This window comes from Prevotella sp. C561 (assembly GCF_000224595.1).
Classification (GTDB): Bacteria; Bacteroidota; Bacteroidia; order Bacteroidales; family Bacteroidaceae; genus Prevotella; species Prevotella jejuni.
On record NZ_JH114161.1, the window covers coordinates 4699 to 18466 of the forward strand.

Below are 13768 nucleotides of genomic sequence, written 5' to 3' on the forward strand. Positions count from 1 at the left end.
ACGGCTTGACCTTTTCGCTGATATGACGGACGAGATAGAAGTTCTTCAGCATGGCAGTAACCATCATGAAAAACCATATTCTCAGCCATAAAGGAAAATGGCAGATGTGACCATCCAAAGTCATTGTTCTGTATGTCGAAGTTTTTTTCACTAGCCCCACGCTCATTATAAAATGTAATGATGTCCTTCTCGGTAGACACCCAGTCATTGGTGAGGATACAGCGGTATGTGTATATTACTCCGAACATATCCGTCTGTTGCTTGCCATCCTTGTCTTTCAAAGGACTACGCTGTACGACAAGTCTGTATGACTTTCCTTCTATTAAGCTGTCCATGCTGATGGATGTGACATCGCATTTCTCATAGCCAACTTCAACGCTCTTCCATTCTTTCAACTGGCGGAACTCCTCGCATCGGTTGCCGCAGTTGGCAGCACGAATGTAGAACGTGTTGCAGCGCTGCTCTACGGCTTGGACGATTTCCTTTGAGAACGACCCGCAGTCAGCACGGAAATGCTCTATTACCACACCAAGTTCTGAGGTTACACGGTCCATAATGCGACGGAGCGTGTCCTCCTGATGGAATCTCACATTGGTGTTTCCGTCACGATTCTCACCTCCGACTATGATTCCTCCAATGGAAGCCCAACCAGGGAAATAGCCAAAATCCTGCTTGTAAGAATACTTTGCATCGAACTTGTTGGCTGGAACGAACTGGTGGTCAAAATCCAGGTCAACATGGCTGCCCGCCTTTATAAGCCCCATTCTCCGTATCATCCGTAATAGTAAGGTGTTCAGCTTCTCTGCAGTGTTGAAACTGTAAGACTTGCTGGAGGTTTTGCTCTTATAGACAATATTTTCCTCGGCAAGCTCCTTGAGTCCGCGACCCACAGTGTCGGCACCGGGTAATAGCGTATTAGGTCTCTGCCTGAACTGCCCTATAAGCGCATTGATGTCCTCAAGGCAATCTCCACCACAAAGGTAGCTGAAGAAGAGAGAGCCGAAAATACTTCCATGTCTGAATGCTTTGCCGCTACTTCCACGTTTGCCCAATACAGATTCGGTAAGTTTTTCAAAGTCCAGCTTTGAGAAAACGTCCATAATGTGATAAATTCCACCGAAAGAAGTGATATTCTCGTTTTTAATTGCTACCTTTGTCATGTCAGATTTTTGCTTACTTATTATGTTTGTAGCACCAAGATAGGTGAAATTTCTGACATATCCAAGTGTTTTGAGAACTTTGTTTCTCAGACACTTGGAGTTCTTACAAGAATTTATGCTGCGGAATTAAGGGATAAATCTAACTCTGAACGATATCCTAAAGACAAGTACAAGTTACTGGAAAATGCATTTCGATGATCTTAGAGTAATGCAGGAGAAAAATATGGATAGTCGCTATATGATGTTGTCGATTTCCTACCGATTCAATCCGGCTAAAAACAAGTATAAAGGGAAACAATCTAGTGATGAATTAAATAGCTTATAAGAGATAAGGTTATGAATAGTATGCTTTCCATCAAAGGGTTACATTTCAGTTACCAGAATAGCCCAATACTCCGAGGTATAGATTTAGATATCCCATCTGGTTCTATCTTTGGATATCTCGGGAAAAATGGAGCTGGTAAGTCTACTACCATTAAACTATTATTAGGACTACTTCCAATAGATGAGGGAGAAATCTTCTTTAAAGGTGTCTCTCTCAAGAAATCTCCTTTATTGCTGCGTTCTCATGTGAGTAGTATGATTGAGCATCCTTCCTTCTATTCATTCCTTACAGTATCTGAAAATCTTGACTACCTCAATAAAATATTCAAGATGGGAAAGTCTCGAAAACAGGAAGTTTTATCGCTTTTAGGGCTTAGTGAGCATGCTAATAAGAAAGCGCAAGCTTTATCTTCTGGACTAAAGCAACGTCTTGGCTTAGCAATGTGTCTATTCAAGCGCCCAGAAATGCTCATTCTTGATGAACCTCTCAATGCTCTTGATCCTCAGGGTATATATGAATTAAGACAAATCTTGAGGCAATTAAACGAGGAAGAAGGCGTAACTATATTTCTCTCTAGTCACATATTGGAGGAGTTGGAAAAACTTGCCAGTGAAGTTGCCATAATTGATTGTGGCAAAGTTATTTACCAAGGAGATATTGATGGTTTGACAAAGAATCATTCTGATGTTATAAGCCTAAAGATTGATAATACGGATAGAATTATGCAGTTAAATTACGCGTCTATCTTCTCTGTGAAGCAAGTTGATGCCCCAAATTTTGTAGAGTTTGAGGTGAAGGACGAGGAGGAATTTTCCAGGTTAATCTCTTCTTTGATTAAGGATGGGATCTCTATCTACAATATAACACACAAGAGTTCTGCCCTTGAGAACGCATTTATCCACCTAACTAAATAATTGTATCATGAAGATCCATATTTCTCTTCTAAACATCATTAGAGCAGAGGTTTATAAAGCCTCTCGTAGTAAGCTAATTATAGGGATTCTATTGTCCCCCTTAGTTGTCTATTTATTGATGTCCATCTACATCATCTATAAAGGAAGAGATGGGCTTTTCGACTATACAGCACTCGCTTATAGCGGAGATCCATGGCTAATGGTTTGGTCGCGTTACACCCTACCCTTATTCTCCTTAATGTTTCCGCTCATATTGATCGTCTTGTCCTATCTGATCTGCGAATTTGAGTTTCAGAATAACAACATAAGATCGCTTTTCTCTTTTCCTATTGTTTGGTGGAAGTTGTATCTCTCAAAGTTTATTGTGTTATCCGTACTCATAATTGCTCTCTGTATTATTACATGGAGTGGTTTTGTTTTGTTTGGCTATTTGTTGGGGGAGGTGATTCCTGCATATAGATTTGCTGAATATGCTATTGGGCTATCCTCTTCATTGGTTATGTTGAGAGCCTTATTAGCTTCATTTTGCGTTGGGGTATTTGGACTAGTAGTCAGTTTATTAACACGCAACTTTACGATTCCTATCTTGTTAGGAGTATTCTTGACAGCATCCGCCATTTTTGTAACAAACGAATCGGTGGGCGAATTCATTCCCTTTACAACCTTTACATACCTTGCCTCAGTACGGCCAATAGATGAACTTACGAGCTTTACCACGAGAGATGTGATAAACATTGGTTTCTTGTGCATTGCAATGCCTATAGGTTATATAAGTTTTACTCCAGAAAAGAGGTTCTTCCGTTAAATGCGTAGATGCCTATCATGCAATGCATATAGTCTTAATGTGAAGTATTCCTCATTTCTGAATCCGTATATCTGTCTTTTCAGAACCTTTATTTTATTGTTAATTCCTTCAATTGTTCCATTTGTTATACAATGGTCGTACCATGCTAATATGTATGTCTTGTATGCTCTAATAGTTGAAGCCATTTTCACCAATGGCTGTATTTTAGATTCTGTAGCTCGCTTTACCCATTCATCCAACACATCTTTAGCTTTTTGCTTACTACACTGATTCCATATTTCCTTAAGATCTTCTTTGAGATAATAGGCAATCATCAACGGACGGTTTAGGCTCAAGGCATTCTCCAGTCTATTTCTGTGTGCATAATCAAAAATATCATTTCCATTTTTGAGTAACAACCAACGTGTTCCTTTGATTACTTTACGCTTGTTGATGTCCTTTTCCTCATGCCATAACTGTCTCCTTAGCAAATCCAGCTTTTCGTTCATAAGCTTGGTTACATGAAAGTGGCCTACTACAAGTGCAGCATTGGGAAGGTGCTCACTCACAGCTCTTGTATATGCTGCAGAAAGGTCTGTACACACTGCTTAATACCGACGATGTCGGCTATATCTTTTCTCGCTGTTTTCTTTTGGAGTAAGGCAAAAATTTGCGACCTTTGCTCCAAGATTAATTGATGATACATTTGCAATACAGAGTTAGTTAATCTTTGGGAGACTTCGGTCTCCTTTTTTATTTGTATTGCTGGTTGTTTCTTTTTCCTCTCCGAGAGATGCAATTTAGTTTTATTTTTAGTTGCTGTCATATTTAACATTTGACATAAAACGCATATTATAAGATACTTACAAGGCGATTTTACATGACAGATATGACAGCAACTTCCAAACATCTTACGCAAAGGTTCTACTGCTCCATGCGGTTAGAGACAGGATTATCCATTACAGATTAGGCACTTCGTAGAGCTACCAGATACTCTGTCCCAGCATGGAGTTCATGCTGCAGAGGTTCGGGATGTTGGCAAGGGCAGGACCGACATGAGAAGGCTTGTCATAAGTAGCCGGCTGTCCTACCACTGACAAAAGTTTTCTGAAGATGGAGATAGCAGTCATGTTGATACCCTTCATCACATCTTTAGGGATAGATAAACACTTTAGGAAGAGAACTTCTGCGGGAGAACGCTACTGCCACACTCATACGAAAATTACTTACACGCTACCTGACCAAGGCCTTTCAAAACAAGAATATATTCTCCCCTATTATCGAGTTTGTAACCTACAAGAAATCAGCACATTACATATAGCATAAAAGAAGACGCCCTGCTTGCTTTAAGAAGGGCGTCTTCAACACGCAAGAAGGGCATGTTCTCAAACACTGTCAGGCCTCTTCTTGTCGCTTCCTCAGCCTCTTCACGAATGGAGAAGAGAGTGGTTAGCGAAAAATCTCAACATTCTCTATCTGTCCGTTTAATGGTTTTTCTTCCTCTATCCGTATTCTTGTAGAACCTTCCCTGCATTCTCTTCTAACAGCGAAGCGCTGAAATTTGCACACAGGCAGAGCCCACAGAAAAGTGAGCCCCGCCCTCTCTATCGCTCAAAAGGTCCTCTTATTGTCCATTAACAGGCAGGAGCGTCACAGTAAGTGTTACTACCTCATGACCATCACTATCACGGTCTGTAATTAGCAGCTTACCTTTTTCGAATTTAAGAGGTAATTGCTCTTTATCGGTAAAGCCGTCTTCTTTCTCAGAGACAGCAATTACTAACTCGTTAGCATTTGTCCATTGCCAGTAATTCATCATATCTTCATTACTGCGACTATTGGTTACATAATACGAACCAGCGTGTGTGAACGTAACTGTCTGCAGTATGTCAAAGTCTTTGAAATCATCTAATCTCTCTTTAGCCAACTTGAGTTTATCCTTATACTCAGATGCGTCAATAGCAGCCTTCAGACCGTTTTTTAACGTCATTAAAAGAAGTTGTCGTAGCCGTCCCATCATAAACTTGCTTACCATCATAGCTCACTGTGAGGTGTAACTGAGAGAATTTCCACGTGCGACACAGATAGTCAGTGTTCTTATCAGACGGTAGCACCCCTGCTTTCTCTGCTGTCAACTTTGATACCTTACCCTTATTAGTCAACTGAAGACTGTAAGAAGACTTATTGATCGGAGTGATTGTCAGCTCACCAAAGCCATTCAACACATAACTATCCCCCTTCTTCTCGTAGCTACCAGAGAGGATTTCGTCATCTTTTGTACCCAAGATACTGGCATTCTTAACGATGAAATAACGTCCTCCCTCAGATAGTTCAATACTCTTCCAAGTAGACCCAAATGTTGTCACCTTGTATCTCGCAGCATCAGCAACGTGCGAAGGTTGCTCAATGATAGGTTTTTCTACATCATCGTCCGAACTGCTACATGCTGTAAAACTTAGTGTTGTCAATGCTAACAAACCCGCTACTAAAAATTGTGAATGTCTCATATCATTTTCTTTAAGTATTTGTTTTATCCTTTGAAGTCATCTAATCTCGCATTTATAAGCCACATGCACCTACTCACCCTTGCCAACCTATCTTGCTAACAAAGGATTAAGCAATGCTAAACTCCTATTCATTTCATTAGACAAGGCTTCTATCTGTTCAATTAAATTTTATCAGTCGCAAAGATAAAAATACTTTCGTTTACTATCGCTCATTAGCCGTTAAAAATAAATAAACACTCGTTTATCTCTCTCAAACCAATTATAAATCTTGTTTTCCATATTCTTCAAAACATTGTAGCAGACTCTCTTGAAGATGTTTACACCCCACCTTACAGTAAAGAAACAATTTTGAACAGCTGAAGACGGAGATGAAAAAAGAGCCAGATAATTGACAATCAATTATCTGGCTCTTACTTTTGTGCGCCTAACAGGACTCGAACCTGCACAACGTGAGTTACTAGATCCTAAGTCTAGCGCGTCTACCAATTCCGCCACAGGCGCATAACGATTGCAAAGATACGCAATGTTTTGGATATAACCAAATATTTGGGAATTTCTTTTATATCCCTTTCCTACCTATATAAATTATGTTGATAAAAAGTTTTATAATATTTGGTTATGAGTGAAATTAAATATATATCTTTGCAAAGAAGGTTTGGTTGCTAAATAAAATATCTCCTTGAATTCTAATGTTATCACGATACCTTATGAGAATGAAAGGGCTGATTTTACGAATAGCCAACATTGATCTTAACAATATTAATTCTTTAACTAACAAACTATTGACAATGAAAAAGACATTATTAACTGTTTTATGTATGGGCGTTTTGTATGCGTCAGCTTCTGTAGTTTACAATGGTACTGGTGAGACTGGCGTAATGATGAGGCAGAAAACGGTGTCCGTTAAGGCTACTCCTACCAAGAAGACTTTGAGTAAAGATGAGCGTGCCGCTATCTCACTCATTACGTCTATGTATAACACAAAAGGCTTTGATAATACTGCATACCTAAAGAGGCACTGCACAAAGAAGTTGCTTAAGGTGTTGAAGGCTGCGTATGATTATGAATATGATCCACAACCAGATGCTTATGCTGGCTGGTTGTTCCGCTCTGGTGCTCAAGATGGACCGAGCGATGCACATAAGGTTCTGCGTGTTGTGAGCCTTGGTAACAACTGGTATCAGTACACTTTCTTGGATATGGGCATAAGATGTACCAATAAGGTAAAGGTTATCAAGGTTGGTAACAAACTGCTGTTTGACGAGATTAAACAAGGTAAAATATAAAACTTAGAGTTTCTTCAGAACTTCCCAGTCCCTTCTTTTAGAGGGATTGGGCGTTGGGAAGGGTCTTAATCACCTTTCTTGCAAACTCTATAATCGTATCCTTGCCTCGTGCAAAGTCTTCAGAAGTGAGGGAAACCTTATAGTCAGGGTCAATACCAAACTCTGTCATCTGTCTATCACGGTCGTACATCGGACAAGCAGAGAAGCGTACAGCCCACCCGTTAGGTAGCTCTGAGCTAAAAGGTAGACCAGCTCCGCCGCCAGTACGGTCGCCAACAATCTTGACATTTGGGCAACACTTCATATACTTTACAAACTCGTTAGCAGCAGAGAAGACGCTACGGTTGGTCAATACAATGACTGGTTTATGCCAACGAACACCTTTTCCTGGTTTTAAGTATTGCGGTTGTAACGAAGAGAAATCATCATGTCCCTTTCCTGTTTTATGCTGTAGGTAGCCAACGAGTAGTTCCTCGTTTGTGAAGCGTGCAGCTAATATTTCAGCATTTGAGACACTCCCTCCTCCATTGTTTCTTATGTCTATTATCAGTCCGTTGCAAGGTTGTAAATGAATGAAAATATCATCCAGATTACCAGCGCCAATGACCCCTTGGAATGTCTCACAGCGCACATAACCGATATTATCATCAAGGACCGTATAATCTAAGCCGCTTGCAATGAGATAATCAGTCTTGAGGTAGATCCTTTCTAACGAATCAGAATAGTTCTTGGGATAGTCCTCATGCCACGCCCAGTAGCGTCCTACATCGAAAGAAGTGTACAGATTGACGTGTCCATCCTTCAGTTCAGAGAGCATATTAGTCATCACCTCGAACTGTTGCTTTGCTGTCATAGAGTTATCAAACTGGCGTGCATAACGACTGTGCACCTCCTGCCAGTCTATTCCTTTCTGTGAGAAGAAACAATAGTGCTCGTCGATGATTCGCCACAAAGCCTCGAAATTGCCTTGTGGACTATCTGGTAGCTGGTCGTTGGTGACGCAACTTGTCGCAGAACTGAGGATTATCAGTGCTGAAATCAGTACGTATAGGAAGGAATGAAAAAGCTTTCTCATGGGATAAACTTATTGATTGAGAATTTACGAATAATACCAATTACGAGGAGATTACTCCATACATGTTGGCGTAGCCGATTGACCTTCGCCTGCTGGTAATCACCAAGATAGCCTACACGGAAGGTCGTATGGCGGAGCGTAAAATCAAAGGTAAGCTGCTGGCAGAGTGACGGAGCAGACGCAGGTGTTGTGACAATAAGATTATGGTCGTAGTTGTCACGTGTAAAGATCTCGTAATAACTCTGTCCGTAATTAGGCGAGAAGGCCAGTCCGAGGAGCGGCACCTGTACCTCATATCGTAGTTGGAAAGGGAGCTTGAGAAGGTGAGAACGATAAGCAGCAACGGCAGTCGGTGCAATATTCACTTGTGCGTAGGCCTGTGCAGGATTGTTAGAATTACGCATATTATAGAGGAATCCGAGTCGTGTGTCAACTCCACCACCAGCTTTTAGCAACAGTTCTCCTTCGCCAACGTTCCATTTTCCCAAGGCATACAACCAGTTATACTGAAAGTTGTAGAAGCCACCTAATTCGTTGTTGTTCTCCTTTCGATTACGAACAGACACGATTTGTGCTTGGTGTATAAGTTCTCTTGACAGCTTAGAGCCGTTCTCACGCTCAGAATGGGAGACATAACGAAGTTCTGTCCCAGCGTATTCTTCGGGTGTGAGGTAGGTATCGAGGACGTTTACAGCACCAATTCCCAACATCTGTGCATTGGTGATCACCTTGTTACTACGTAAGGTGTCCTGTGCAAACGCCGCTGTTGGTGTTGCTAAAAGGGTTATTGCTGAAAGTGAGACACAGCCAAATAAAAATGTCTTTAGGTTCATAGGCTTGATAAAGAAAATAGGATGTAAATGCAAGTTAAATAGTTATTTATTGAAAACTGATAGGTGATAATATGATTAGGTATTTATAAGTAAAATGATGAAAGGGGGAGTGTACGAGGTGTACACCCCCTTTTCAATAGTCTTTTTATCATACAGTTTACTCATTGTCGAAGAGGTTCAGCTGACCAGTAATCTCATCAATGACCTGCTGCTGAGACTTACCAGCATCTGGATCGAGATTTTCCTCCTCGTTACCCATTGTTGGGTTCTCCTCCTGCTGGTCGTCTTCAGAGTTCTCATCCTCCTCCTTCTCCTTTTCAGGGAAGCGTGATGGCTCCAGTTCTTCAATCTTGTCAACCGTCCAAGTAGTCAGACGTTTACCCTTTGCCTTAAATCCCTTCACACCCACGAATTGTTCAGCATCGACCTCCTCAGTACCACGTGAGGCATCAGCTCCACCGTATGTTATCTGAATACGAGGGAAGGCAACGTCCGTTAACAGTACCATCTTGGAGTTAGGATTGTCTCCGATAAAATTCTGATGCCGCTTGTTAGCTTCCATCTGAAAACGCTTCAAGTAAGGATAACCCTGATTGTCGGCATCGAAGATGACAGCCGTCCAAGGCTTGTCAGCATCAAATTTCTCTATGCGCAGGATGTTGTCTTCATAATGATTGGCCGAGTCAAAGTTCGTGATATAGAACTCTCCGTTCTTAAGAACAACCAAGATACTATCTTGATCAGAGAACTCTCCGAGGTAACGACCATGGTCTTCGTAGTTGATACGGTTGACATCTGGGTCGAACCACACCTTTCGTCCACCTAATGTAGAGTGTCCATGGCTCTTGAGTGAGATGCGGTGAATACTCTCCTTGGTCAGCAGATTACCCTTTGCAGCGCGACCCTTGATGAGAATACTTGCAAAGTCACGCTCCATAAAGATGTTCTGCTTCTTCTTATCAGGGTTTGGGTCGAGTGTAATCTTTATCACCTCCGCCTCCCCATTAGGGTTAGCCGTGAAATAGTTAATCTTAGAACCAGGCGTACCGAGGGTTACGTCGTATTCTTTATCACGTGTGATGGAAGTGACGTTGAAACGTTTAATATAATAAGGTCCTGTCTTTCCGTCCCGATAAACCACGTTATAGATGGTGCGTTTATCATTCTTTTTGAACACTTGTACGTGGAGTACGCCCTTACCAACAAAGACTTTGTCGGCTATTCGGATAACCTTATACTTACCATCACGGTAGAAGATGATCACATCATCAAGGTCGGAACAGTTCTGAACGAACTCCGCTTTCTTAAGACCCGTACCAATGAAGCCTTCTTGTCGGTCGATATATAATTTCTCGTTGGCGTCGACTACCTTAGCCGCAACGATAGTGTCGAAGCTCTTTATCTCTGTACGACGTGGATGATCCTTACCATATTTCTCCTTCAAGTGTGTAAACCACTCAATAGTGACACGTACCATCTCACTGAGATCTTTGTTAATCTCAGCTATCTCGGCCTTAATTTTCTGTATCAACTCGTCAGCCTTGTCCTTATTGAACTTCAGAATGCGTTGCATCTTGATTTCCAAAAGACGGATGATGTCGTCACGTGTCACCTCACGGATAAAGTTCTTCTTATAAGGCTCAAGTTTTGAGTCAACGAAATCAACAACTTCGTCAATATTTTTAGCCGTCTCGAACTTACGTTCCTTATAGATACGATCCTCGATAAAGATACGTTCAAGGGAGTTATAGAACAACTGCTCTTCCAGTTCATGCTTACGGATTTCCAGTTCAAGTTGCAGTAATGCCTTCGTGTGCTCGGCAGAATTGCGCAAGACATCCGATGTTGTCAAGAACTCTGGTTTGTTATCTCGGATGACACAACAGTTCGGTGAGATATTAATCTCACAGTCGGTGAAGGCATAAAGCGCATCAATTGTCTTATCACTTGACGTACCCGGTGTAAGATGGAGTTGAATCTCCACCTCCGAAGCTGTCATATCCTCTACCCTACGAATCTTCAGTTTGCCCTTCTCAACAGCCTTGGTAATAGACTCTTGAAGCGTGTTAGCTGTCTTAGTAAAAGGTACCTCACGGATGACAAGCGTCCTATTGTCGAGTTTCTCAACCTTCGCACGTACTTTCAATACGCCACCTCGCTGTCCATCATTATATTTCGAAACATCAATGCTACCCCCTGTTGGAAAGTCAGGATAGAGATGAAACTCCTCGCCACGCAGGTAGTGAATGGCAGCATCGCAGATGTCGTTAAGATTATGTGGGAGTATCTTGGATGACAAGCCGACGGCAATACCCTCAGCACCCTGCGCCAAAAGCAGTGGGAACTTCACTGGGAGCGTAATTGGCTCTTTGTTTCTTCCGTCGTAAGAGAGCTGCCACTCCGTTGTCTTAGGATTGAAAACCGTCTCTAAAGCAAACTTAGACAATCGTGCCTCAATATATCGGGGTGCTGCTGCACGGTCGCCTGTAAGAATGTTTCCCCAGTTACCTTGTGTGTCAATGAGCAAGTCCTTCTGTCCCATTTGCACCAAGGCATCACCAATAGAAGCATCACCATGTGGGTGGAACTGCATCGTATGTCCCACGATATTAGCCACCTTGTTATATCGTCCATCGTCCATTCGTTTCATAGAATGGAGGATACGACGCTGAACAGGTTTTAGTCCATCCTCGATATGAGGTACGGCACGCTCAAGGATTACGTAACTGGCGTAATCCAAGAACCAGTTTTTATACATACCAGAGAGATGATGCACGGCAGAAGCATCAAACCTATCAGCAGGCTTGTAATCAGAATGAGAGTTCTGCTCCTGGCTATCTTCACCAGGAGTAAGGCCGTCCATGTCTTTTATTTCGTCATCCATATAGTTCTTGTTTTATCTCTTTAAGAAGCAAGCTTCATAAGACTGCAAATGTACGAAAAAAAAGTAAACAGGCAAATTATAGCTTGTTCAAGTGTTCGAATTGGTTTTCTGTTTGCAGCCTACGCTCGTTTCGCCTGTGTCATAGCCCTCCGTCAAGTGTCACAAAGAGAACCGCAGATAACAAATGGAGACTTTAGCAGATGCCACATCTTGACTCACAACAAACCAAAACTTGCCTTGTTAATAATCGATTTAGGCGAAAGTTTCGCAGTAAACCTATTCTTTTTCGGCTAAAAAAGCGTAACTTTGCGTCAAAAATTAAGGTATAAATAGATAATTATGGCACAAGAGGATGTTTTCAAGAAGATTGTAAGCCACTGTAAGGAGTATGGTTTCGTCTTCCCAAGTAGTGATATTTATGATGGTTTAGCAGCTGTTTATGACTATGGTCAGAATGGTGTTGAGCTAAAAAACAATATCAAACAATATTGGTGGCAGTCAATGGTATTGCTACACAGCAATATTGTTGGTATCGATGCATCTATCTTCATGCATCCTACTGTATGGAAAGCAAGTGGTCACGTTGATGCTTTCAACGACCCATTGATAGACAACCGCGATTCTAAGAAGCGTTATCGTGCTGATAACCTCATCGAGGACCAGATTGGTAAATACGAGGAGAAGATTACGAAAGAAATAGCTAAGGCTGCTAAGAAATTTGGCGATGCCTTTGATGAGGCTAAGTTCCGTGAGACTAACCCACGTGTCCTTGAAAACCAGAAGAAACGCGACGACCTCCATGCCCGCTATACAGAAGCAATGCAAGGACCAGACCTTGAGGCCTTGAAGCAGATTATTCTTGACGAAGGAATCGTTGACCCAATCAGTGGTACAACCAATTGGACGGACGTTCGACAGTTTAATCTTATGTTCTCTACCGAGGTGGGTGCATCTGCTGATGCTACTAACAAGATTTATTTGCGCCCAGAGACAGCACAGGGTATCTTCGTGAACTTCCTCAACGTACAGAAGACGGGTCGTATGAAATTGCCTTTCGGTATCTGTCAGATTGGTAAGGCTTTCCGTAACGAGATTGTTGCACGTCAGTTTGTCTTCCGTATGCGTGAGTTCGAACAGATGGAGATGCAGTTCTTCTGCCAGCCTGGAACAGAGATGACATGGTTTGATTATTGGAAGAAGCATCGCTTGGCATGGCATGAAGCACTTGGTATGGGCGACGATAACTATCGCTTCCACGACCACGAGAAATTGGCTCACTATGCGAATGCTGCTACTGACATCGAGTTCCACATGCCGTTTGGTTTCAAGGAGGTGGAGGGTATCCACTCTCGTACGAACTACGACCTCTCTCAGCATGAGAAGTATTCTGGCCGTCAGGTGAAGTACTTTGACCCAGAACGCAACGAGAATTACACTCCATTCGTAGTAGAAACATCTATCGGTGTTGACCGTATGTTCCTCTCTATTATGTGTCACAGCTATACAGAGGAGGCTTTGGAGAATGGTTCAAGTCGTGTTGTTCTGAAATTGCCAGAGCCATTAGCACCTGTTAAGTGTGCGGTTCTTCCATTGGTAAACAAGGACGGTCTACCAGAGAAGGCACAAGAGATTGTTAACAATCTTAAGTTCCACTTCAACACACACATGGAGGCTAAGGACTCTATCGGTAAGCGTTATCGCCGTCAGGATGCCATCGGTACTCCTTTCTGCGTGACTGTTGATGGTGATACACTGAAGGATAACACCGTTACGCTACGTTATCGTGACTCTATGAAGCAGGAGCGTGTACCAGTTGAGAAGCTGCGCGAGATTATCGAAGACCGCGTATCTATCACCTCATTACTGAAGAAGATTGATATTGACTAATTTAAGAGAAAGGTAGCAGAGCAGGTTCTTTTAGTTCTCTAAAGAGCGTAGAAACGAACGAAGGAGAACAAGAGAACTTGTCCCGTCTACTTTTTATAGCCAAATAACAGACT

The 13768-nt window shown here is 42.1% G+C and carries 11 protein-coding genes, 1 tRNA gene and 1 pseudogene; 4 read left to right on the top strand and 9 right to left on the bottom strand.

What is annotated here, in order from left to right:
- Positions 1-1160: pseudogene (locus tag HMPREF0666_RS15200) on the bottom strand (IS1380 family transposase); the annotation flags it as partial.
- A 336-nt stretch (positions 1161-1496) separates the two neighbouring features.
- Here HMPREF0666_RS15200 and HMPREF0666_RS15205 point away from each other — a divergent pair.
- Both HMPREF0666_RS15205 and HMPREF0666_RS15210 read left to right on the top strand, forming a co-directional pair.
- Complete coding sequence (locus HMPREF0666_RS15205; RefSeq protein ID WP_009013268.1) at positions 1497-2399, top strand: ABC transporter ATP-binding protein; 903 nt, start codon at positions 1497-1499, stop codon at positions 2397-2399.
- A gap of 7 nt (positions 2400-2406) precedes the next feature.
- Positions 2407-3204 (top strand): ABC transporter permease, encoded by a 798-nt coding sequence (locus HMPREF0666_RS15210; RefSeq protein WP_042856501.1) that lies wholly within the window; start codon positions 2407-2409, stop codon positions 3202-3204.
- Here HMPREF0666_RS15210 and HMPREF0666_RS16990 read toward each other — a convergent pair.
- From HMPREF0666_RS16990 to HMPREF0666_RS15230, 5 genes are all read right to left on the bottom strand, one after another.
- On the bottom strand, positions 3201-3788 hold the full coding sequence (locus HMPREF0666_RS16990) for an ISL3 family transposase (protein WP_009013271.1): 588 nt from the start codon (positions 3786-3788) through the stop codon (positions 3201-3203). The genes HMPREF0666_RS15210 and HMPREF0666_RS16990 overlap by 4 nt on opposite strands.
- A 378-nt stretch (positions 3789-4166) precedes the next feature.
- Positions 4167-4331 (bottom strand): hypothetical protein, encoded by a 165-nt coding sequence (locus HMPREF0666_RS17525; RefSeq protein WP_157600300.1) that lies wholly within the window; start codon positions 4329-4331, stop codon positions 4167-4169.
- 476 nt (positions 4332-4807) lie between these two features.
- A complete protein-coding gene (locus HMPREF0666_RS18320) occupies positions 4808-5173 on the bottom strand; it encodes a hypothetical protein (RefSeq protein WP_232214140.1) in 366 nt (121 codons plus the stop codon).
- Positions 5139-5690: a hypothetical protein gene (locus HMPREF0666_RS18325; protein ID WP_009013275.1), complete on the bottom strand. Its 552-nt coding sequence runs from the start codon at positions 5688-5690 to the stop codon at positions 5139-5141. Before HMPREF0666_RS18325 ends, HMPREF0666_RS18320 begins: the two co-directional genes overlap by 35 nt.
- A 419-nt stretch (positions 5691-6109) precedes the next feature.
- Positions 6110-6191 (bottom strand) — tRNA-Leu (locus HMPREF0666_RS15230).
- 287 nt (positions 6192-6478) lie between these two features.
- Between HMPREF0666_RS15230 and HMPREF0666_RS15235 the strand changes: the two genes are divergently transcribed.
- Positions 6479-6976: a hypothetical protein gene (locus HMPREF0666_RS15235; RefSeq protein ID WP_232214141.1), complete on the top strand. Its 498-nt coding sequence runs from the start codon at positions 6479-6481 to the stop codon at positions 6974-6976.
- Positions 6977-7013: 37 nt separating this feature from the next.
- Here the strand turns inward: HMPREF0666_RS15235 and HMPREF0666_RS15240 are convergent, their stop codons facing one another.
- The 3 genes from HMPREF0666_RS15240 to HMPREF0666_RS15250 all read right to left on the bottom strand — a co-directional run bounded on the left by HMPREF0666_RS15240 (position 7014) and on the right by HMPREF0666_RS15250 (position 11768).
- Positions 7014-8051, bottom strand: a complete 1038-nt coding sequence (locus tag HMPREF0666_RS15240) for a S41 family peptidase (protein ID WP_009013277.1) — start codon at positions 8049-8051, stop codon at positions 7014-7016.
- Positions 8048-8884: a DUF3316 domain-containing protein gene (locus HMPREF0666_RS15245; protein WP_042856504.1), complete on the bottom strand. Its 837-nt coding sequence runs from the start codon at positions 8882-8884 to the stop codon at positions 8048-8050. The genes HMPREF0666_RS15240 and HMPREF0666_RS15245 overlap by 4 nt, the downstream gene beginning before the upstream one ends.
- Positions 8885-9041: 157 nt before the next feature.
- The gene (locus HMPREF0666_RS15250; RefSeq protein ID WP_009013279.1) at positions 9042-11768 is read right to left on the bottom strand and encodes a DNA gyrase/topoisomerase IV subunit A; all 2727 of its coding nucleotides are present in this window, start codon (positions 11766-11768) and stop codon (positions 9042-9044) included.
- Between the two features lie 339 nt (positions 11769-12107).
- On the opposite strand from HMPREF0666_RS15250, the gene HMPREF0666_RS15260 reads away from it, so the two are divergent.
- Positions 12108-13655, top strand: coding sequence for a glycine--tRNA ligase (locus tag HMPREF0666_RS15260; RefSeq protein ID WP_009013281.1), 1548 nt, complete (start codon positions 12108-12110; stop codon positions 13653-13655).
- Positions 13656-13768: the final 113 nt, after the last annotated feature.